Below are 19,224 nucleotides of genomic sequence, written 5' to 3' on the forward strand. Positions count from 1 at the left end.
GGTCATCAGGGGCGCCGGCGGCGGTCAGCGGGAAAGGCGAAGGGTGTCGGACGCCTCGCTCATTCGCCAGAACTCACCGATGGCTCGGAAAGCGCGAGACGGCGCGTGGAAGCGGAGGGCGCGGAACCGGTCTCCGGCAGGCGTCTGCACGCGCTCGACGAGACCGTGCACGTGGCCGTCGGCCGCGACGACGCGCCAGCGATCGGCGCTGAGCGCGACGAGCCTGCTTCGCGGCTGCGCCCGGGCGGCCGGGGGCTGATCGATCTGCGCCTGCATCGACGACATGACTTCCTCCTCGAGATCGAGGCTAAGAAGGGGGTCCGACATCTGCGGGAACACGCGGGCGGTGGCAGTGGTTGGCTAGGGTGAGACCTCGCGCAAGCGGGAGAACGGAGCTTTCCATGACCACCACATTCATCCTCGCCGGCGGCTGCTTCTGGTGCCTCGATGCGGCGTATCGCGCGCTCGATGGTGTGTCAGAGGTCGTGTCGGGATACATCGGCGGGCACGTTGCGAACCCGAGCTACGAGGCGGTCTGCACGGGAACGACCGGTCATGCCGAGGCGGTGTCGGTGACGTTCGACCCCGACGTCATCCCGGCCGACGTCATCCTCGATGCCTTCTTCACGATGCACGACCCGCGCCAGCTCAACCGCCAGGGCGCGGACGTCGGCACACAGTACCGTTCGGCGATGTTCCCGCTCGATGACGCTCAGCTCGAGCTGTTCACCGCCGCGCGCGACCGGGCCGACGAGATGTGGGGCGGTGGTGTCGTGACGACCATGGAGCGCGCCGACACGTTCTACCCCGCCGAGGAGTACCACCAGGACTTCTTCGCGAAGAACCCGGGGCAGGGATACTGCCTCGCGGTCGCCGTTCCGAAGGTGAACAAGGTGCGCGCTCGGTTCGCGGAGTACGCCCGCAGCTGACTCCTCCCCAGCGTCGCACGTGGGCGGTTCTGCACGGATGTGCGGAACCGCCCACGTCGTTCCAGGACCGGCGGTGAAGCTGGAAGCGCTTCGGCACTCGACGGGCACTCGGGTGCCGAAGCGTCCCCTTCCGTGCCTTGCTGAGGAGCACTCATGTCAGATCGCATCACCGTCATCGGCAACATCGCCACCGAGCCCGAGCAGCGCCGCACGGGGACCGGCATCCCGGTCACGAGCTTCCGCCTCGCGAGCAGCCAGCGCTATCGAGACGCGCAGTCCGGCGAGTGGGTCGACGGCACGACCAACTGGTACCGGATCAGCGTGTTCCGCGCGCTCGGCGAGAATGCGTTCGCATCCCTGCGCAAAGGGCAGCGCGTCATCGTCGACGGGCGGCTGCGGCTGAAGGAATGGGAGGCGGGCGAGAAACGGGGCATCGAGATCGAGATCGACGCCGACGCGATCGGTCCCGATCTCAAGTGGGGGACGGCGACGTTCCAGCGCAACCCGCGCGCGGATGCCGCCGGTGCCGAACCCGCGGTCGCGACGGCGAGCCTCCCGGCCGCGGTCGACCCCGTGACCGATGGGGGAGAGTGGGCTGTCGCGCCGGTAGCCGCCTCGGACACCGCCGGGTCGGCGCCGTTCTGACGCGAGGGGCGACGGGCCCCGCCGTCTAGAATTCGGGCATGCGCCTGCTCCGTTCTCCGTCGGCTCGCTCTGTCGTGGGAACGGTCGGCGCCGTCGTCGTCGCGGCGTCCCTCACCGGATGCTCGATGCTCTTCCCGGAGGAGCCCCCCGTCGCACCCGCCGCGCCCACGGCTGAGCCGACGGCGACGGCGGGGCCCGCGCCCCTGTCGCCCGAGAGCACGGCAGCCGACAATCTGCCCCTGTTCACCCAGGTGATGACTCAGGTCGCGGAGTCTTCCGACAGCGTCGCGGGCCGCGCCTACATCGACGCGCTGGTGGCGGTGGGCTTCGACAAGTCCGCGATGCAGGTGACGGCCGACCGCACCTCCGTCGACGATCCCGTCGACAGCCTGCAGTTCTCGGTGCTCTGGGCGGGGGAGTGCCTCGTCGGGCAGGTCGGTCCCTCGACGCCCGCGCCCACCGCGATGGTCCTCCCCGAACTGCCGAGCGGCGGCTGCCTGATCGGGCAGACCCGCCCCATCGACTGGTGAATCGCGGACTCCGAGCGGACGGACTCCTCGCCCTCCCGGACTAGACTCGAGGCGTTATGGCCGAATACATCTACTCCATGGTCCGCGCCCGCAAGGCCGTCGGCGAGAAGCTCATCCTCGACGACGTCACGATGGCATTCCTTCCCGGTGCCAAGATCGGAATGGTCGGCCCCAACGGCGCCGGTAAGTCGACGATCCTGAAGATCATGGCGGGCCTTGATCAGCCCTCCAACGGCGAGGCGAAGCTCACGCCGGGCTACTCGGTCGGCATCCTGATGCAGGAGCCGGAGCTCGACGACACCAAGACCGTGCTCGAGAACATCGAGGCCGGCGTCGCGATCAAGCCCAAGCTCGATCGCTTCAACGAGATCTCGGCGCTGATGGCCGATCCCGACGCGGACTTCGATTCGCTGCTGGCCGAGATGGGCACACTCCAGGAAGAGATCGACGCCGCTGACGGGTGGGACCTCGACTCCCAGCTGCATCAGGCGATGGAAGCGCTGCGAACCCCGCCGGCGGATGCCTCCGTCGCCCCCCTCTCGGGCGGTGAGCGCCGGCGCGTCGCGCTCGCGCGGCTGCTGCTGCAGAAGCCCGACCTGCTGCTCCTCGACGAGCCCACGAACCACCTCGATGCCGAGAGCGTCCTGTGGCTCGAGCAGCACCTCCAGGCCTACAAGGGCGCCGTGATCGCCATCACCCACGATCGGTACTTCCTCGACAACGTGGCCGAGTGGATCGCCGAGGTCGACCGCGGTGGCCTCATCGGCTACGAGGGCAACTATTCGACGTACCTCCAGAAGAAGGCCGAGCGCCTCGACATCCAGGGCAAGAAGGACGCCAAGCTCGCGAAGCGTCTGAAGGACGAGCTGGAGTGGGTGCGCAGCTCGGCGAAGGGCCGCCAGACCAAGTCGAAGGCACGTCTCGCGCGCTACGAGGAGATGGCCGCCGAGGCCGAGCGCACGCGCAAGCTCGACTTCGAGGAGATCCAGATCCCGGCCGGTCCGCGCCTGGGCAGCGTCGTCATCGACGCGAAGAAGCTCCACAAGGCGTTCGGCGACCGCGTGCTGATCGACGGACTGAGCTTCAACCTCCCGCCCAACGGCATTGTCGGGGTCATCGGTCCGAACGGCGTGGGCAAGACCACGCTCTTCAAGACGATCGTGGGTCTGGAGCCGCTCGACGGCGGAGAGCTGAAGATCGGCGAGACCGTCAAGATCAGCTACGTCGACCAGTCACGCGGCAACATCGACCCCGAGAAGACCCTGTGGGAGGTCGTCTCGGACGGTCTCGACATCATCACGGTGGGCAAGACCGAGATCCCCTCGCGTGCCTACGTGTCGAAGTTCGGGTTCAAGGGACCCGATCAGCAGAAGAAGGCCGGCGTGCTCTCGGGCGGTGAGCGCAACCGCCTGAACCTCGCGCTGACGCTCAAGGAGGGCGGCAACCTCCTGCTCCTCGACGAGCCGACCAACGACCTCGACGTCGAGACCCTCAGCTCGCTGGAGAACGCACTGCTGGAGTTCCCCGGTTGCGCCGTCGTCATCACCCACGACCGGTGGTTCCTCGACCGCATCGCGACGCACATCCTCGCGTACGAGGGCACCGAGGAGAACCCTGCGCAGTGGTATTGGTTCGAGGGCAACTTCGAGGCGTACGAGGCCAACAAGGTCGAGCGGCTCGGCGCGGATGCCGCGAACCCCGCCAAGTCGACGTACCGCAAGCTCACACGTGACTGAGTTCACGTCGGAGACGGTGGCCTCGGTGGTGACGACCGCCGGGGCCACCCGCGTCCGGATCCCTATTCATCTTCGCTGGGGCGACCTCGACGTTCTCGGGCACGTCAACAACACCTCGATGCTCAAGCTCCTGGAGGAAGCGCGCCTGCGCGCGTTCTGGAAGCCCGAGATCGGGCTGCCCGGGCCGTCAACGGCGATCCTCGACGCGCTGAGCCTGTCGGCCGAGACGATGACGCTGATCGCCCGGCAGGAGATCGAGTACCTCGCACCGGTCCCGTACGGTCAGCGTCCGCTGGACGTGCAGCTGTGGATCGGGCGTATCGGCGGCTCGAGCATCGACGTCTGCTACGAGGTCTATAGTCCTCGAGGCGACGACGTGCAGACGTGCTACGCCCGCTCGACGACCGTCGTGGTGATGGTCTCGACGGAGACCGGCCGACCCGTGCGGCTCACGGACGACATGCGCCGGGCCTGGACTCCGATCGTCGGGGAGCCCATCGCCTACGCTCACCGACGCTGATCGTCTTCCGCATCGCCAGGAGCGGGTACGCGCACCATGATCTCTTGCGCGACGCTCGCGATCAGGGTGCCCGCACGGTCGTAGATGCGTCCCCTCGAGAGGCCGCGGCCGGCCCGGGCGCTCGGCGACTCCTGGACGTAGAGGAGCCATTCGTCGACCCGCGCGAAACGGTGCCACCACATCGCGTGGTCGAGGCTGGCGACCTTGAGGCCCGGGGTGGCCCACGCCAGCCCGTGCGCCCGGAGCACCGGCTCCTGGATCGTCAGGTCGCTGAGGAACGCGAGCGCCGCCCGGTGCACCGCGGGATCGTCCTGCAGGGCGGACCGCGTGCGCGCCCACACCGCCTGGTTCGGTGTCCTGGCAGTGTCGGGCTCCAGGTAGATCGGCCTCGTGACGTGACGCAGCTCGATGGGACTGGCCGAGAAGATGCGCCGGCTCAGCGGATGCATCCCGCTCAGCTGTTCCTCCAGAGCGGGCAGGTCCTCGGGTTGCGGCATACCGTCGGGCATCGGCTCCGCGTGCTCGACGCCGGGATCCTCGTCCTCGAATGAGGCGATCATCGAGAAGATCGGCATCCCGTTCTGGAACGCCTGGGTCCTCCGGGTCGAGAAGGATCGGCCGTCGTGGATCCGGTCGACGGAGAACGTGATGTTCCGTGACGAGTCGCCCGGACGGAGGAAATACCCGTGCATCGAGTGCGGTACCCGTTCAGCGGGCACGGTGCGCATCGCGGCCATCGTCGCCTGGGCGAGCACCTGTCCACCGAACACACGGCCCTGGGGCATCACCTGCGACCTGCCGGTGAAGATGTCCTCCGTCGTCCGCGCCTCGCTCGACGAGAGATCGAGCACCCTGAGCATCGCAGCGACGGGATCCGTCTCTTCTGCGGGGCTGTCGGACCGGGGCTCTGAGCTGTGTGCGGGCATCGCTCGGTAGTCTAGGACGGATGTCCGAGCGTCTCCTCTTCCCGCATCCCGAGGTCGCCCGCGACGTCCTGACCTTCGCCGGCCGCGCGGCCCGGCACGGCGACGGGATCGTGCGGCTGCAGGCACGTGGCGGTCTCCTGGCCCTCTCGTGCGCACCGCTGTCGCCGCGCTCGCTCACCGACCCGACGCCTTTCGTCTTGGCGCTGCGGACCGCCCGAGTCGATCCCGAGCTCGAGTGCGACCTCACCGTCGATGCCGCCGCTCTGGCTCCGGATGCCGACGACGGTCGTGCCGTCCGGCTCCCCGACAGCGGCGTCACGGCGGCATGGGCCGGGGTGTCGCCGCCCCGCGCCGGGTGGCGCGAGGCGGGAAGCCTCGACTCGGCCCGGGTCTCGCTGCGCGCCCAGTGGGGGATCGCCGCCGTCGCTCGCCAACTGCCGACGGGAGCCGGCGACGACGTCGTTCACCGCGTCCGGTCGTCGGTCTGGGGCGCCCCCGACGAGGACGTCGCCGGGCTGCCGCTCGGCGTGGCGTTCGCAGCGGTCGGGATGGGCTTCATCGCGGGCGCCGAGCAGCCGGTCGTCCGCCGGACCGATGTGTGGACGCGCGTGTCGTTCGCTCGCGGCCACGTGCTGACCCGGGGACCCGTCGCCATGGGACTCACCCCGGTGCGCGCGACCGGGCCGGCACGGTGAGTCAGCCCGGCCGGGACGTGTCCGTGGCTGGTGCCGGACTCAGATCGAACGTCGGCCGCCGTTCGGAGCCCTGCGGACCGATACCGGCGGGCTCGAACGTGTTCACCATCGCGTACGCGGCACGCTCGAGGTAATCCCACAGGGTGGCTTCGTGCAGCGGGGCGAGGGCGAGCTCGTCGAGGGCGGTGCGCATGTGGCGCAGCCAACGGTCGCGGGCGTCGGGATCGACGTGGAACGGGCGGTGACGCATACGCAGCCGCGGGTGACCCCGCTCCTCGCCGTAGGTGCTCGGACCGCCCCAGTACTGCTCGAGGAACATGGTGAGCCGGCGCGCTGCGGGAGCGAGGTCGGCCTCGGGGTACATCGGCCGCAGCACGTCGTCTGCGGCGACCTCCCGGTAGAAGACGTCGACGAGGCGGACGAAGGTGTCGTGCCCGCCGACCTCGTCGTAGAAGCTGACCGGGTCGTTCACGGAGTGCCCTTCTGATGGTCGGGTGAATCGCCGTCTTCGGCGTGGGAGTCGCGAGCTTCGGGCGACCCCGTCGCCGCAGTCGAGCCCTTGCGCTTCGGCCGCCACTGCGGACGCCCCTTCACCTGCGGCGGCGCCACGGGCTGCGGCTTCGTCCGCGGCGGGTTCGCGCCTCGGACGCTCTGGGCGCCCTCGAAACCCGTCAGGATGGTCGAGTTCAACTGAGGGATCTTCACGCCCAGTTCGTCCACCGCCTGCTTGAGTCGCACGCGCAAGGCTCGTGCGACGTCGTCCTTCGCATTGGGCCGGGTCTTGACGACGACACGGATGACGAGGGCGTCGCCGCTGATCGATTCGAGGCCCCAGAGCTCGGGCTTCTCGATGATGCGGCTGCGCCACTTGGGCTCTCGAGCGAGGTCCTTGGCGGCGTCGAGCACGGTCTTCTCCACCACCTCCACGTCGGCGTCCGTCGGCACGGCGAGGTCGATGATGACTCGTGACCAGCCCTGCGACATGTTGCCGATACGGGTGATCTCGCCGTTTCGGACGAACCACAGGGTGCCGTTGACGTCTCGGACGTGCGTGACGCGCACGCTGACGTATTCGACGATGCCGGTCGCGAGGCCGAGGTCGACGACGTCACCGATGCCGATCTGGTCCTCGGCGACGATGAACATGCCGTTGAGAACGTCCTTCACGATGTTCTGCGCTCCGAAACCGAGACCCGCGCCGATGGCGGCTGACAGGAGCGTGAACGAGCCGAGGATGCCGGGGCTGAGAACCCCGACCACCATGAGCAGCGCGACGATGACGATCGTCACGTTGACGATGTTGGTCAGGATCGACCCGAGCGTTCGAGTGCGTTGAACGATGCGCACCTGTGCCAGGGGCGACATGTCGATCGCTCTCGTGTCCTCTGCCTCGGCGCGTGTCTTCGCGCCGCGCACGATGCGGTCGACGATGCGCGCGATCAGACGACGCATCAGCCACGACAGCGCGAACGCACCCAGGACGATCCCGGCGACCGCGACGATGTTCCATCCCGCCTCGCTGAGGAACTTCCAGAACTCTTCGACGGGGAACTCCCAGGCGAGCGGGACGGCAGCGGTCACGGTGGTCATCGATCCGATAGTAACGAGCCCAGCCATGACGTTCCCGAGAAGGCCGTCAGACGTCGACGCCGGGCTCGGCGAGCCCGTGCGCGATGAGCACGGCGTGCACGCGGTCCCGCGCGGGCAACTTCGTGAGGATGCGGCCGACGTGGGTCTTCACGGTCGATTCGCTCAGGAACAGCTCGGCGGCGATCTCGAGGTTCGTCAGCCCTCGGGCCATCGCTGCCAGGACGTCCGCCTCCCGCGCCGTGAGCACGGCAGGAGTGGTGGGTTCCGGAGCGGGGAGCCCGGTCGCGGTGACGAGCTCGATCATCCGCCGAGTGATCCGCGGGGCGAGGGTGGCCTCGCCTGCGGCGACTGCGCGGACCGCCGCCACCAGCTCGTCGCGGCGCGCATCCTTCAGAAGGAAGCCGCCGGCACCGGCGCGGAGCGCTCCGAACGCGTACTCGTCGAGGTCGAACGTCGTCAGGACGAGAACGGCGACGCGCGGGTGCTCAGCCCGGATCCGCGCGGTGGCCTCGATCCCGTCCACCCCGGGCATGCGGACGTCCATGAGTACGACATCGGGAGAAGACGCGGCGACGACCGCGAGCGCGGCCGCTCCGTCTGCGGCCTCGCCGACGACTTCGATGCCCTCAGCCGATTCGAGCACCATCCGGAACCCGAGCCGGATGAGCTGCTGGTCGTCGACGATCAGCACGCGGATGGGCGAGCGATGATCAGCGGTCATGATTCTCCTGTCCGAGAGGGATGCGGGCGTGGACGCGCCAGCCGCGGCCGGCTCCTGGGCCGGCCGTCACCGTGCCGCCCGCCAGGACGACGCGCTCCCGCAGGCCGCGCAGGCCATACCCCGATGACGACGTCTGCGCGGGCGCGACGGGCTCGCCGTCGTCGACGATGTCGACCTCGACGGCATCCGGGCGGTATCCGACGCGGATGTCGATGCGTTCGGCGCCACGGGCGTGGCGCATCGCGTTGGTGACGCCTTCCTGGACGATCCGCGAGATCGCCAGCTGCACCGCGCTGCTGAGCTCCGGCCGGTCGCCCGAGACGGTCAGCCGGGCGTCGAACCCGGCTGCACGGGCCGAGTCGACCGTCTCGACGGTCGTATCCCGGGCCAACGGGGCGAGCGGAGCGGCATCGTCCTCGCGCAGGATGCCGAGGGTCGCGCGCATGTCCCGCAGCGCCTCGCGACCGGTCGAAGCGATCGCCGTGGCGCCTGGCCGTGCCCGGTCGATGTCGCTCGAGGCGGCCACGCCCTCGGCCAGGGCGACCATCACGGTGAGCGAATGCGCGACGATGTCGTGCAGCTCTCGGGCGATGCGGTCGCGCTCGGCCGCCGCTGCGAGGCGGGCTTGCTGATCGCGCTCGACGACGAGCTGGCGCGATCTGTCGATGAGGGCTGCGACATAGCGATGGCGGTTGCCGACGTTGGTTCCGATGAGCGACCCGATGAGGGCGGCCAGCCCCTCGCCGACCAGCGCATTCCACGCGATCGTGGGGCCGATGACGCCGGTGAACGCGAGGGCGGCGACCGAAACGGCGAGGGCGCCGAGCGCGACGCTGACCCCGATCAGACAGGCTCGGGTGCTGCGATGGACGGCGAGGGTGTACGCCGCGACCCCGAGCATGGGCCCGCCGGTCGGAGCGGGCGCCAGGAGGTACGCGAAGGCGACGGCGACCGCGCAGAGGAACACCAGGGTCGGAAAGCGCCTGCGCACGAGCAGGGAAGCGCAGGCCAGAACGACGACCACCATCACGACCGGCCCGGTGAACGGCCACATGCGACCGACACCGACCGCGTCGTCGATATGGTCGGTGAAGCTCGTGGCCGGGACCAGGGAGAACGCGAGACACAGCAGCGCCGTGAGGATGTCGGCGAAGACGGGATGCCGTGCCCAGAACCTGCGAAGCACCCCCGGCGGACGCGGAAGCCGCAGCTCGTCGTCTGGAGACGACGGACTGCGGCTTCCGGGGGACACCCCTCGTACCCTACGCGTCGGTCGCGCGAAGGATCGCCCAGCCGCCGAGCAGCGTCGCCGCGGGCCAGGCGAGCAGGGTGATGAGCCCCGTGGCGAAGTCGTCGCTTCCCGGCGACGTCACCGTCTGTGCTGCACTCGAGGGCAGGTACTGCGCGAGATCGACGATCCACGACCACGACTCGCCGCCGAAGGTGAACAGGCTGAGCACGATCGGCGCGACGAAGAGGAGCCCGACCGTGGCTGCGATCGCGCCGGCGCCGCTGCGGATGATGAAGCCCCACCCGAGCCCCAGCAGGGCGAACGTGGCCATCGCGAGGACGCCGAATGCGAGGGGGATGACCGACGAGTCAGCATCCGACCAGTCGATGGCCCGGTCGCCGAAGATGGGCGCCGACGCGATGACGGAGATGATCGTCGTCACGACCGTGGTCGCCGCGAGGAGCAACGCGAGCACCGCCGCCTTCGCCAGCAGCACGGCGCCACGGCGCGGTTCGGCTGTCAGGGTCGACCGGATCATGCCGGTGGAGTACTCCCCGGTGATCGCCATGGCCCCGAGGATGCCCGCGACGAGCATCGTGAACTGCATCGGTGCGACGATCGCGTTCACCGGCGGGAAGTCTCCGGCGAAGTCCTGCGACGCCCATGCCATGAGCAGCGACATCCCGATCGCCAGGACCGCGGTGACGCCCAGAGACCACCAGGTCGAGCGCAGGGTGAGGAGCTTGATGGCCTCGCTGCGGAGAAGCCTGCCGAACGACAGACGCACGTTCGGCTGCGTGGCGCGCGGGCGCGCCGGGGTCTGCACGGCGGTGGCGGTCATCTGACGGCTCCCTTGGTCTGGTACTCGACCGATCCCTCGGTCAGCGCGAGATAGGCGTCTTCGAGCGATCCGGCGCGCGGCGTGAGCTCATGGAGCGGGATCCCATGTGCCGCAGCGGCGTCGCCGATCGCTGCGGCGCTGAGCCCCGCGACCTGCAGGAGCCCGGGTTCGCCCGTGGTCACGGCGACGTCGGGGCCGGCGATGAGGCGGGTGAGCTCGTCGGCGCGCGGTGTGCGGACGACGACCGAGTTGCTCGTCCACGAGCGGACCAGGTCGTCGATGGCGGCGTCGGCCAGCACCTGGCCGCGGCCGAGGACGATGACGTGGTCGGCGGTGAGGGCCATCTCGCTCATGAGGTGGCTCGAGAGCAGGACCGTACGCCCCTGCGCAGCCTGCCCGCGCACGAACTGCCGCACCCACCGGACGCCTTCGGGGTCGAGGCCGTTCACCGGCTCATCGAGGATGAGGGTCTGCGGATCGCCGAGGAGCGCGGCGGCGATGCCGAGGCGCTGCCCCATCCCGAGGGAGAACTTGCCGGCCCGCTTGCCCGCCACCGAAGCGAGACCGGTGATCTCGATCACTTCGTCGACACGGGAACGCGGGATGCCGTGGGTCGCGGCCATGGCGCGGAGATGGTTGCGTGCACTCCGACCGGTGTGCACGGCCTTCGCGTCGAGGAGGATGCCGACCTCGGTGAGGGGCGAGCGCAGCGAGCGGTAGTCGCGACCGTCGATCGTGACCCGGCCCGATGTCGGCCGGTCGAGCCCGACGATCATCCGCATCGTGGTGGACTTGCCTGCGCCGTTGGGGCCGAGGAAGCCGGTCACCTTGCCCGACTGCACGGTGAAGCTCACCCCGTCGACGGCTGTCTTGTCTCCGTACCTCTTCGTGAGGCCTTCTGCAACGATCATGCGCCCCACGCTATCGACGGGCGCATGCCGCCGTCGTCCGCCGGGAGTGCCGAGAACGACGATGGGCGTCGTACCGGAGTACGACGCCCATCAGCATTGCGAATGACGTCAGTCCTGGGCGTCGCGCTCCTGCACGGCGAGCGCCCGTTCGACACCGGCGAGGTTCTCGGCGACGAGACGGCGCAGGGCCGCAGGCGCCTCGGCGTTCTGCGAGAGCCACGCACGGGTCGCGTCGCGCAGGTCGGTGTTGGCGAGGGCCGCCGGGTACAGGCCGACGATGAGGTACTGCGCGATCTGGTAGGTGCGCGACTCCCACACCGGGAGCAGCATCCGGAAGTACTCGTCGACGAAGTCCCCGAGGTGTGCCGCGCCCGCCGGGTGGGTGAAGCCGGCGGCCGCCGAGCGCACGACGGTGTTGGGCAGATCGTCGTTCTCGATGAGGGAGGCCCACGCGGCCTTCTTCGCTTCGGCCGTGGGGAGCGCGGCCCGGGCCTGCGCGGCGAACTCCCCGCCCTTCGCGGTGTTGTCGGCCGCCAGCGCGGCGTCGATGTCCGCCGCCGAGACGGCGCCCGACGCGGCGAGCGAGACCAGAAGCGCCCAGGACAGGTCGGCGTCGATCTCCAGCCCCGGCAGGACAGTGTCGCCCGAGCGCAGAGCGCGGACGACGTCCGCGTGGGCGGCGGTCGATGCGGCCGACGCGAAGGCGGTCACGAACTGCAGCTGGCTGTCGCTTCCGGCCTCGGCCCGCTGAGCCAGTTCCCACAGCCCGTCGGCGACGCGCGCACGGGCGGCATCGCGGGTGCGCGGATCGACGTACGAGTTCGCGGCGAGCTGGAGCTGTCCGAGCGTGGTACGCACCGTGGTGGACTCGGTCTCGGTGCCGATGTTGCGAAGCACCAGGTCGATGTAATCGGTCGCCGATGCCTCGGCGTCGCGGGTCTGGTCCCATGCCGCACCCCAGACCAGGGACCGCGCGAGCGGGTCGCTGATCTTCGCGAGGTGCTCCACCGCGGTGCGGAGCGAGCGCTCGTCGAGGCGGATCTTCGCGTAGGCGAGGTCTTCGTCGTTCAAGAGCACGAGGTCGGGCTGCACACGTCCCTTGAGCTCGGGCACCTCGGTGAGGTCTCCGTCCACGTCGAGCTCGACGTGGTGCGTGCGCACGAGTGCGCCGTCCTTGAGCGAGTAGAACCCGACGCCGAGACGGTGCGGACGGATGGTGGGGTAGTCGGCCGGTGCTGTCTGGACGATGGCGAAGCGGGTGATGACCCCGTCGGCATCCGTTGCGATCTCCGGCTCGAGCGTGTTCACGCCCGCGGTCTCGAGCCACTTCTTCGACCAGGTCTCCAGCTCGCGGCCACTGGTGGCCTCGAGCTCGGCGAGCAGGTCCGACAGCTCGGTGTTGCCCCACGCGTGCTTCTGGAAGTACGCCGAGACACCGGCGAAGAAGGCTTCGACACCGACCCACGCCGCGAGCTGCTTGAGCACCGAGCCGCCCTTGGCGTATGTGATGCCGTCGAAGTTGACCTGCACGTCCTCGAGGTCGTTGATCCGGGCCACGACGGGGTGCGTCGACGGAAGCTGGTCCTGGCGATAGGCCCAGGTCTTCTCCATCGCGTTGAACGTCGTCCAGGCCTCGGTCCACTCGGTGGCCTCGGCCGTCGCGATGGTCGACGCCCACTCGGCGAACGACTCGTTGAGCCAGAGGTCGTTCCACCACTTCATCGTGACGAGGTCGCCGAACCACATGTGCGCGAGCTCGTGGAGGATCGTCACGACACGACGCTCCTTAACGGCGTCGGTGACCTTGGAGCGGAAGACGTAGGTCTCGGTGAAGGTCACCGCACCCGCGTTCTCCATGGCGCCGGCGTTGAACTCCGGCACGAAGAGCTGGTCGTACTTCGCGAAGGGATAGGGCACGCCGAACTTCTCCTCGAAGTACGCGAAGCCCTGACGCGTCTTGTCGAAGACGTAGTCGGCGTCGAGGTACTGCCACAGGCTCTTGCGCGCGTACACACCGAGCGGGATGACGCGGCCGTCCGCGCTGGTGAGCTCGGAGAAGACCTGCTCGTACGGACCGGCGACGAGTGCGGTGATGTACGAGGAGATCCGGGGAGTCGGCTCGAAGGCCCACGTGGCCGTCCCGCCGTCGCCGGGAACCGGCTCGGGCGTGGGGGAGTTGGAGACGACCTTCCACTCGGCGGGGGCGGTGATCGTGAAGCGGAACTCCGCCTTCAGGTCGGGCTGCTCGAAGACGGCGAAGACACGACGCGAGTCCGGGACTTCGAACTGCGAGTAGAGATAGACCTCGCCGTCGACGGGGTCGACGAACCGGTGCAGGCCCTCGCCGGTGTTGGTGTAGAGGCAGTCCGCGTCGACGATGAGCTCGTTCTGCGCCGCGAGGCCGTCGAGCGCGATGCGCGAGTCGCTGAAGGCCGCGAGGTCGATCGCGCGCCCGTTCAGCGTGATCTCGCGGACGTCGCGCGCGATCAGATCGACGAAGGTCGAGGCGCCCTCGGCGGCGGCGAAGCGGATGACGGTGCGAGAGCGGAAGATCTCCGCGCCGACGGTCAGATCGAGTGCGACGTCATAGCTCTGCGTGTCGACGATCGCGCGGCGCTCCTGCGCCTCGTTGCGGGTGAGGTTCTCTCCAGGCACGTGCGTTCTGCTCCCAGGGTCGGGGTGAGGATTCGGGGCCGCGCGCTGCTGGCGCCGACGGCAACCGTGCCAGCCTACGCTTTCGGGGCTCGCACATTCATAGGATGGTGCCATGCGCATCCACATCGCGACCGACCACGCCGGTCTCGAGTTCTCCACTCAGCTCCAGCACCATCTCGCCGAGGCGGGTCACGACGTCGTCGACCATGGCCCGATCGAGTACGACCCTCTCGACGACTACCCGGCATTCTGCATTCGCGCGGCACAGGCCGTGGTGCGCGACCAGCAGGCCGGCGTCGAGGCTCTCGGCGTCGTGTTCGGCGGTTCGGGCAATGGCGAACAGATCGCGGCGAACAAGGTGCACGGGGTCCGCGCCGCGCTCGTGTGGAACATCCCGACCGCAGAACTCGCACGAGAGCACAACGACGCGAACGTGATCGCGATCGGCGCCCGCCAGCACACGTTCGACGAGGCGGTGACCTTCATCGACCGCTTCATCGCGACTCCCTTCAGCGGCGAGGAGCGTCACGCGCGCCGGATCGGTCAGCTCGCGGCGTACGAGGCCGACGGCAGCCTGCTGCCCGACCCGCGAGCGGGTGCGGAGGGCACCACCTCGCCCCTCCCGGCCACCGACTCGTTCGATCCGGAAGCGGGCTGATGCCCGAGGGCCACTCCGTCCACCGCATCGCCCGGCAGTTCGAGCGCAACGTGGTCGGACGCGTCGTCAGTGCGTCGAGCCCGCAGGGCCGGTTCGCGGAGGGCGCGGCGGTCCTCGACGGTCGCGAGGCGATCGAGGCGCGAGCGGTCGGCAAGCAGATGTTCCTCGCCTTCGAGGACGACGTCTGGCTGCGCGTCCACCTCGGCATGTACGGCGCGTGGGACTTCGCAGGCGAGATCGTCGTCGACCCGACGATCGCGTCTGCGAACGGGCGGATGGGGCACACGAACCAGCGCGGCACCGAGGTCGCACCGATCTTCGACAGCGCGGGGGAGAACTCCCTCAGCTCGATCGGAGCGCCGAGACGAGCGCGCGGGCGGGTCCGCATGAGCGAACAGACCACGGGTCTCGGTGACGACGGCGCCGCAGCGGGTGACGAGGAGTGGCCTCCGCCTGTGGTCGGCCAGGTGCGCCTGCGCCTGCTCACCGATGCGACCTGCGCCGACCTCCGGGGGCCGACGGCCTGCCAGCTGCAGACGCCCGAGGAAGTGCAGGCGACGATCGCGAAGCTCGGGCCCGATCCCTTGGTCGACGACCTCGCCGAGGGCGAGGAGCGGTTCACCGCGACGGTCCGCCGGAAGCCGACGCCGATCGGCCTGCTCCTCATGGACCAGAGCGTGGTGAGCGGGATCGGGAACGTGTACCGCGCCGAGATGCTCTTCCGAGCCCGTGTGAATCCTCATACACCGGGGCGCGACGTTCCGGAGGAGACCGTCCGGCAGCTGTGGCGCGACTGGGTCCGGCTGCTCGCGATCGGCGTCGAGACCGGCCAGATGATGACGATGGATGATCTGGACCCCGAGGCGTGGCGCCGCGCGATGGCCCACCGCGACGATCGGCACTGGGTCTACCACCGCGCGGGCCTGCCGTGCCGCATCTGCGGCACGGCGATCGTCCTCGAGGAGATGGCATCGCGCAAGCTGTACTGGTGCCCCAACTGCCAGAGATGAGCGCATGAGACAGAACCCGAGTTTCGCGATGACGGATGTCGCCGAGCTGCGCCGTGTGATCGATGAGAACCCTTGGGTCACGATCGTCAGCGCGGCAGCCGGCGGGCTCGTCGCCTCGCACTACGCCGTCCTCCTCGACGATGAACGCGACGACCTCACGATCGTGGGGCACGTCGGCCGCCCGGACGACGCGCTTCTCGGGCTCGGCGAGACCGAGATGCTGGTCGTGGTCCAGGGGCCGCACGGATACGTGTCGCCGCAGTGGTACGGCGACGTGCCGGCGGTCCCGACCTGGAACTTCGTATCGGTTCACCTCTCCGGCGTGCCCGAGATCCTCACAGCGGAGGAGAACCTGCGCGTGCTCGAGCGTCTCGTCGACCGATTCGAGGCAGGCGTCGGCACACCGCGCGGCATGTGGTCGGCTCCGAACGACGCCGACTTCGTCGGGCGTCTCGAGCGCGGCACGGTCGGATTCCGCCTCTCGCCGTCGCGCGTCGAGGCCAAGCGCAAGCTGAGCCAGAACCGGTCGGATGCCGTGGTCGACACCATCATCGCGCAGCTGGAGGAGGGCGCGACGCCATACGCGGACCCGCGGCTGGCCGGCGAGATGCGCCGCGCGCACGATGCGATTCGGGCTGGCCGGGAGAAGTCATCGTGAGCGCTCCCGCGCGCGGTGATGAGGTCGACGTCATCGCGGATGTCCGGCTGACAGGACCCGGCAGGACAGACCCCTTCGGCTCGGACCCGGTCGACGTGCACCTCGCGCGAGGAACCGTCGTCGACATCGCGCCCGCCGGTGCTCTGCCGAGGCGCGGTGTGGTGCTCGACGCGTCCGGCGGATGGCTGCTTCCCGGGCTCTGGGACCACCATGTCCACACCGTTCAGTGGGCGCTGGCGGCCCGGCGCGTCGATCTCGAGGGCATCTCGAGCGCTGCCGAGGCGGCCGCCGTGATGGGACGTACGGGCCCGGACCACGATGGTCGGCGGATCGGCTCGGGTTTCCGCGACGCACTCTGGCCGGATCGGCCCTCCCTCGAGATGCTCGACGCGGTGACCGGCGACGCGCCGACGTATCTGATCAACTCCGATGTGCACAGCGTGTGGCTCAACAGCGCGGCGCTCCGACGCGAGGGGATGTCGGCACCCGACGGTGTGCTGCGCGAGGAACCCGCGTTCGAGATCTCACGCCGGTTGAACGCCCTCGACCCGTCTCTTGCCGACGCGGCGGTGATGGAAGCGATGTCCGCCGCGGCCGCCCGCGGCGTGGTCGGCATCGTCGACCTCGACATGGCGTGGAACGCCGAGGCCTGGGCTCGTCGCCTCGCACGCGGATTCGACGCCGTGCGCGTGTCGTTCGGCGTCTACGCCAGCATGCTCGAGAGGGCGATCTCCGCCGGCCTGGAGACCGGCGACACGATCGACCCGGCCGGGCTCGTACGGATGGGGCCGTTCAAGGTCATCACCGACGGTTCGCTGGGCACGCGGACCGCGGCGTGCTCCCATCACTACCCAGGAGCCGAGACCGACTTCGGGGTCATGACGGTGCCTCCGGACGAGCTCGTCGCGCTGATGCGGCGGGCGACCGGCGCCGGCATCTCCTGCGCGGTGCACGCGATCGGCGACGTCGCGAACTCCCACGCCCTCGACGCCTTCGCCACGACGGGCGCCACCGGCACGATCGAGCACGCTCAGCTGGTCGCCCACGCCGATATGCCTCGCTTCGCGCGTCTCGGTGTCGGAGCCAGCATCCAGCCCTCGCACGCTGTGGACGACCGCGAGATGGCCGAGGAATTCTGGGCCGGGCAGACCGCGGTCGGCTACCCGATGCGCGAGCTCGTCGATGCGGGCGCGAATCTGCTGCTGGGCTCGGACGCGCCGGTCGCTCACCTCGACCCGTGGACCACGATGTCCGACGCGGTGTTCCGCACGCGAGACGAACGCGAGCCGTGGCGACCCCACCAGCGGATCTCCGCCGCGGTTGCTCTCGCGGCTTCCACCGCGGGCGGCTCCGAGACCGGCTCTGCGATCGAGCCCGGTGCCGTCGCCGATCTCGTCGTCGTCGACCGCGACCCGCTCGCCGCTTCCACCCCGGCCGCCTTGCGGGCGACCGCCGTGGAAGCGACTCTGCTCGCCGGTCGCGTGACGCACATCGGCTGACGCCGGCTCGACCGGATCTGCCGCGAGAACGACGAAACGGCGCGGCGATCGGTGGAGCGCGCTGTGCTGCCCGGGTCCGATCGACGCGCCGTTCCGTCGGCGCCGGGAATTACTCGGCGAGGTGCGCGAGCAGGAACCAGCGGTCCTTGTCGACGCCGCGCTTGATCTCGATCGCGACATCCTGGCTCGACAGGTCGACCTCGTCGAGGCCGTCGATCGCGGCCTGCAGGTCGACGAGAGCTGCGTCGATGTCGGACACGATGGCCTTGATCTCGTCCTGCCACTGCGCGAAACCGGCGGGGACGGCGGTGCTGGTCTTGTCGGCCATGGTCGAGACTCGGGAGTCGATCGGCAGGCCCAGGGCGACGATGCGCTCGGCGGCGGTGTCGGCGTAGTCCTGCGCGTGGGCGACGACCGAGTCGAGCAGCTCGTGGATCGCGATGAAGTTCGAGCCGCGGACGTTCCAGTGCGCCTGCTTGCCGTTGACGACCAGCGCCTGCATCTTGTGCACGACCGGGGTGAGGAACTGCGCGGCAGCGGCGGCGACCTCGGGGTCGGCGGTGAGGGCGGGGGTGGTGATGTTGGTGTCGGTCATGTCTGCGCTCCTTCTGGCAGGTCGTGGCCTGCATCTGTCCAAACGCTACTCACGCCGGAACATTCCGCAAGCAAGAGAAGGCTGGGCTCACCAGGGGTAACGTGAGGCCATGGTCGTCTCACCGAGCGCAACGATCCTGCCGCTGGGCGAGTCCCGGCCTCGTCTGCATCCGACGGTCTTCGTCGCGGACGGAGCTCGGCTGGTGGGCGATGTGACCGTCGGCGAGCTGTCGAGCATCTGGTACAACGCCGTCGTCCGCGGTGATCGCTCGCGCATCGCGATCGGTGACCGCAGCAATGTTCAGGACGGCGTCGTGATCCATGTCGATGCGCGATCGCCCGCCCGGATCGGTGATGACGTCTCCATCGGTCACAACGCCGTCGTCCACGGATGCACGGTGGAGGACGGCTGCCTCATCGGTATGAACAGCACAGTGCTGAGCGGAGCCGTGATCGGGGCCGGGTCCCTCGTCGCCGGGGGAGCTGTCGTCCTCGAGGGGACGGTCGTCCCGCCGGGGTCTCTCGTGGCCGGCGTGCCCGCGAAGGTGCGCCGTGCTCTGACGGAGGACGAGCGGGACGGGCTCCGATGGAACGCTGCGACCTACCTGGAGCTGGCCGCCGAGCACGGGGCCGCCAGGGCCGAATGAAGAAACTCCTCCTCGCCTGAGACGAGGAGGAGTATGAGAGGGGCTGACGAGAATCGAACTCGCATCATCTGTTTGGAAGACAGAGGCTTTACCACTAAGCTACAGCCCCGCATCCGACCTGGATCGGATGTGGATCGCCGTTGCGCTGAGAACGGTGTCCAGCGCTGGCAACTCGAACAGTCTAGCGGACTCCGTCGGCTAGACTGACCACGGCCGTTTTCCGACGCA

21 protein-coding genes and 1 tRNA gene are annotated in these 19,224 nt (G+C 69.4%); 11 read left to right on the forward strand and 11 right to left on the reverse strand.

Translation table 11 applies throughout. The annotated features are described in order from the left end of the window. Positions 1 to 24 precede the first annotated feature (24 nt). Positions 25 to 285, reverse strand: coding sequence for a 5'-3' exonuclease (locus tag CBF90_RS03395; RefSeq protein ID WP_023950875.1), 261 nt, complete (start codon positions 283 to 285; stop codon positions 25 to 27). Positions 286 to 401: 116 nt separating this feature from the next. Between CBF90_RS03395 and msrA the strand changes: the two genes are divergently transcribed. The 5 genes from msrA to CBF90_RS03420 all read left to right on the forward strand — a co-directional run bounded on the left by msrA (position 402) and on the right by CBF90_RS03420 (position 4,360). Further along, positions 402 to 929, forward strand: a complete 528-nt coding sequence (msrA, locus tag CBF90_RS03400; protein WP_023950873.1) for a peptide-methionine (S)-S-oxide reductase MsrA — start codon at positions 402 to 404, stop codon at positions 927 to 929. A 153-nt stretch (positions 930 to 1,082) separates the two neighbouring features. After that, positions 1,083 to 1,574 (forward strand): single-stranded DNA-binding protein, encoded by a 492-nt coding sequence (gene ssb / locus CBF90_RS03405; protein ID WP_088379931.1) that lies wholly within the window; start codon positions 1,083 to 1,085, stop codon positions 1,572 to 1,574. Between the two features lie 38 nt (positions 1,575 to 1,612). After that, positions 1,613 to 2,104 carry a hypothetical protein gene (locus CBF90_RS18750; protein WP_242435574.1) on the forward strand — a complete coding sequence of 164 codons (492 nt, stop codon included), beginning with the start codon at positions 1,613 to 1,615 and terminating at the stop codon, positions 2,102 to 2,104. 56 nt (positions 2,105 to 2,160) lie between these two features. Beyond that, positions 2,161 to 3,840 (forward strand): energy-dependent translational throttle protein EttA, encoded by a 1,680-nt coding sequence (gene ettA / locus CBF90_RS03415; RefSeq protein WP_088379932.1) that lies wholly within the window; start codon positions 2,161 to 2,163, stop codon positions 3,838 to 3,840. Then, the gene (locus CBF90_RS03420; RefSeq protein WP_242435575.1) at positions 3,833 to 4,360 is read left to right on the forward strand and encodes a thioesterase family protein; all 528 of its coding nucleotides are present in this window, start codon (positions 3,833 to 3,835) and stop codon (positions 4,358 to 4,360) included. The genes ettA and CBF90_RS03420 overlap by 8 nt, the downstream gene beginning before the upstream one ends. Here the strand turns inward: CBF90_RS03420 and CBF90_RS03425 are convergent. Continuing rightward, complete coding sequence (locus CBF90_RS03425) at positions 4,348 to 5,286, reverse strand: acyl-CoA thioesterase II (protein WP_088379933.1); 939 nt, start codon at positions 5,284 to 5,286, stop codon at positions 4,348 to 4,350. The two genes, CBF90_RS03420 and CBF90_RS03425, sit on opposite strands and share 13 nt — an antisense overlap. Before the next feature lie 20 nt (positions 5,287 to 5,306). Between CBF90_RS03425 and CBF90_RS03430 the strand changes: the two genes are divergently transcribed. Continuing rightward, the gene (locus CBF90_RS03430; protein ID WP_088379934.1) at positions 5,307 to 5,981 is read left to right on the forward strand and encodes a hypothetical protein; all 675 of its coding nucleotides are present in this window, start codon (positions 5,307 to 5,309) and stop codon (positions 5,979 to 5,981) included. A 1-nt stretch (position 5,982) separates the two neighbouring features. Here CBF90_RS03430 and CBF90_RS03435 read toward each other — a convergent pair whose 3' ends face one another. The 7 genes from CBF90_RS03435 to pepN form a co-directional block, all read right to left on the reverse strand. Continuing rightward, positions 5,983 to 6,453 (reverse strand): globin, encoded by a 471-nt coding sequence (locus tag CBF90_RS03435; RefSeq protein ID WP_071918129.1) that lies wholly within the window; start codon positions 6,451 to 6,453, stop codon positions 5,983 to 5,985. Continuing rightward, positions 6,450 to 7,571, reverse strand: coding sequence for a mechanosensitive ion channel family protein (locus CBF90_RS03440; RefSeq protein ID WP_088379935.1), 1,122 nt, complete (start codon positions 7,569 to 7,571; stop codon positions 6,450 to 6,452). The genes CBF90_RS03435 and CBF90_RS03440 overlap by 4 nt, the downstream gene beginning before the upstream one ends. 46 nt (positions 7,572 to 7,617) lie before the next feature. After that, on the reverse strand, positions 7,618 to 8,292 hold the full coding sequence (locus CBF90_RS03445) for a response regulator transcription factor (protein WP_023950854.1): 675 nt from the start codon (positions 8,290 to 8,292) through the stop codon (positions 7,618 to 7,620). Continuing rightward, positions 8,282 to 9,544: a sensor histidine kinase gene (locus CBF90_RS03450; protein ID WP_242435576.1), complete on the reverse strand. Its 1,263-nt coding sequence runs from the start codon at positions 9,542 to 9,544 to the stop codon at positions 8,282 to 8,284. Before CBF90_RS03450 ends, CBF90_RS03445 begins: the two co-directional genes overlap by 11 nt. 10 nt (positions 9,545 to 9,554) lie before the next feature. After that, on the reverse strand, positions 9,555 to 10,364 hold the full coding sequence (locus tag CBF90_RS03455; protein ID WP_064956605.1) for an ABC transporter permease: 810 nt from the start codon (positions 10,362 to 10,364) through the stop codon (positions 9,555 to 9,557). Then, complete coding sequence (locus tag CBF90_RS03460) at positions 10,361 to 11,275, reverse strand: ABC transporter ATP-binding protein (RefSeq protein WP_023950848.1); 915 nt, start codon at positions 11,273 to 11,275, stop codon at positions 10,361 to 10,363. Before CBF90_RS03460 ends, CBF90_RS03455 begins: the two co-directional genes overlap by 4 nt. A gap of 108 nt (positions 11,276 to 11,383) precedes the next feature. Further along, positions 11,384 to 13,930 (reverse strand): aminopeptidase N, encoded by a 2,547-nt coding sequence (gene pepN / locus CBF90_RS03465; protein ID WP_071918125.1) that lies wholly within the window; start codon positions 13,928 to 13,930, stop codon positions 11,384 to 11,386. A 112-nt stretch (positions 13,931 to 14,042) separates the two neighbouring features. Here pepN and CBF90_RS03470 point away from each other — a divergent pair, with 112 nt between their 5' ends. The 4 genes from CBF90_RS03470 to CBF90_RS03485 are packed head-to-tail and all read left to right on the forward strand — an operon-like array spanning position 14,043 to position 17,755. Continuing rightward, positions 14,043 to 14,588 (forward strand): ribose-5-phosphate isomerase, encoded by a 546-nt coding sequence (locus CBF90_RS03470; protein WP_023950846.1) that lies wholly within the window; start codon positions 14,043 to 14,045, stop codon positions 14,586 to 14,588. Beyond that, complete coding sequence (locus CBF90_RS03475; RefSeq protein ID WP_023950845.1) at positions 14,588 to 15,598, forward strand: Fpg/Nei family DNA glycosylase; 1,011 nt, start codon at positions 14,588 to 14,590, stop codon at positions 15,596 to 15,598. The genes CBF90_RS03470 and CBF90_RS03475 overlap by 1 nt, the downstream gene beginning before the upstream one ends. 4 nt (positions 15,599 to 15,602) lie before the next feature. Further along, on the forward strand, positions 15,603 to 16,256 hold the full coding sequence (locus CBF90_RS03480) for an FMN-binding negative transcriptional regulator (RefSeq protein WP_088380047.1): 654 nt from the start codon (positions 15,603 to 15,605) through the stop codon (positions 16,254 to 16,256). Further along, a complete protein-coding gene (locus tag CBF90_RS03485; RefSeq protein WP_088380048.1) occupies positions 16,250 to 17,755 on the forward strand; it encodes an amidohydrolase in 1,506 nt (501 codons plus the stop codon). Before CBF90_RS03480 ends, CBF90_RS03485 begins: the two co-directional genes overlap by 7 nt. Positions 17,756 to 17,864: 109 nt before the next feature. On the opposite strand, the gene CBF90_RS03490 is transcribed toward CBF90_RS03485, so the two are convergent. Further along, complete coding sequence (locus CBF90_RS03490) at positions 17,865 to 18,350, reverse strand: DNA starvation/stationary phase protection protein (RefSeq protein WP_023950842.1); 486 nt, start codon at positions 18,348 to 18,350, stop codon at positions 17,865 to 17,867. Between the two features lie 109 nt (positions 18,351 to 18,459). Here CBF90_RS03490 and CBF90_RS03495 point away from each other — a divergent pair, with 109 nt between their 5' ends. Then, entirely contained in the window at positions 18,460 to 18,996 is a 537-nt protein-coding gene (locus tag CBF90_RS03495; RefSeq protein WP_088379936.1) for a gamma carbonic anhydrase family protein, read from the forward strand. 38 nt (positions 18,997 to 19,034) lie between these two features. Here CBF90_RS03495 and CBF90_RS03500 read toward each other — a convergent pair. Continuing rightward, positions 19,035 to 19,105: transfer RNA gene (locus CBF90_RS03500), tRNA-Gly, on the reverse strand. Between the last annotated feature and the right edge of the window lie 119 nt (positions 19,106 to 19,224).

Origin of the sequence: Microbacterium sp. AISO3, from assembly GCF_002204305.1 — a bacterium.
Lineage (GTDB): Bacteria > Actinomycetota > Actinomycetes > Actinomycetales > Microbacteriaceae > Microbacterium > Microbacterium arborescens.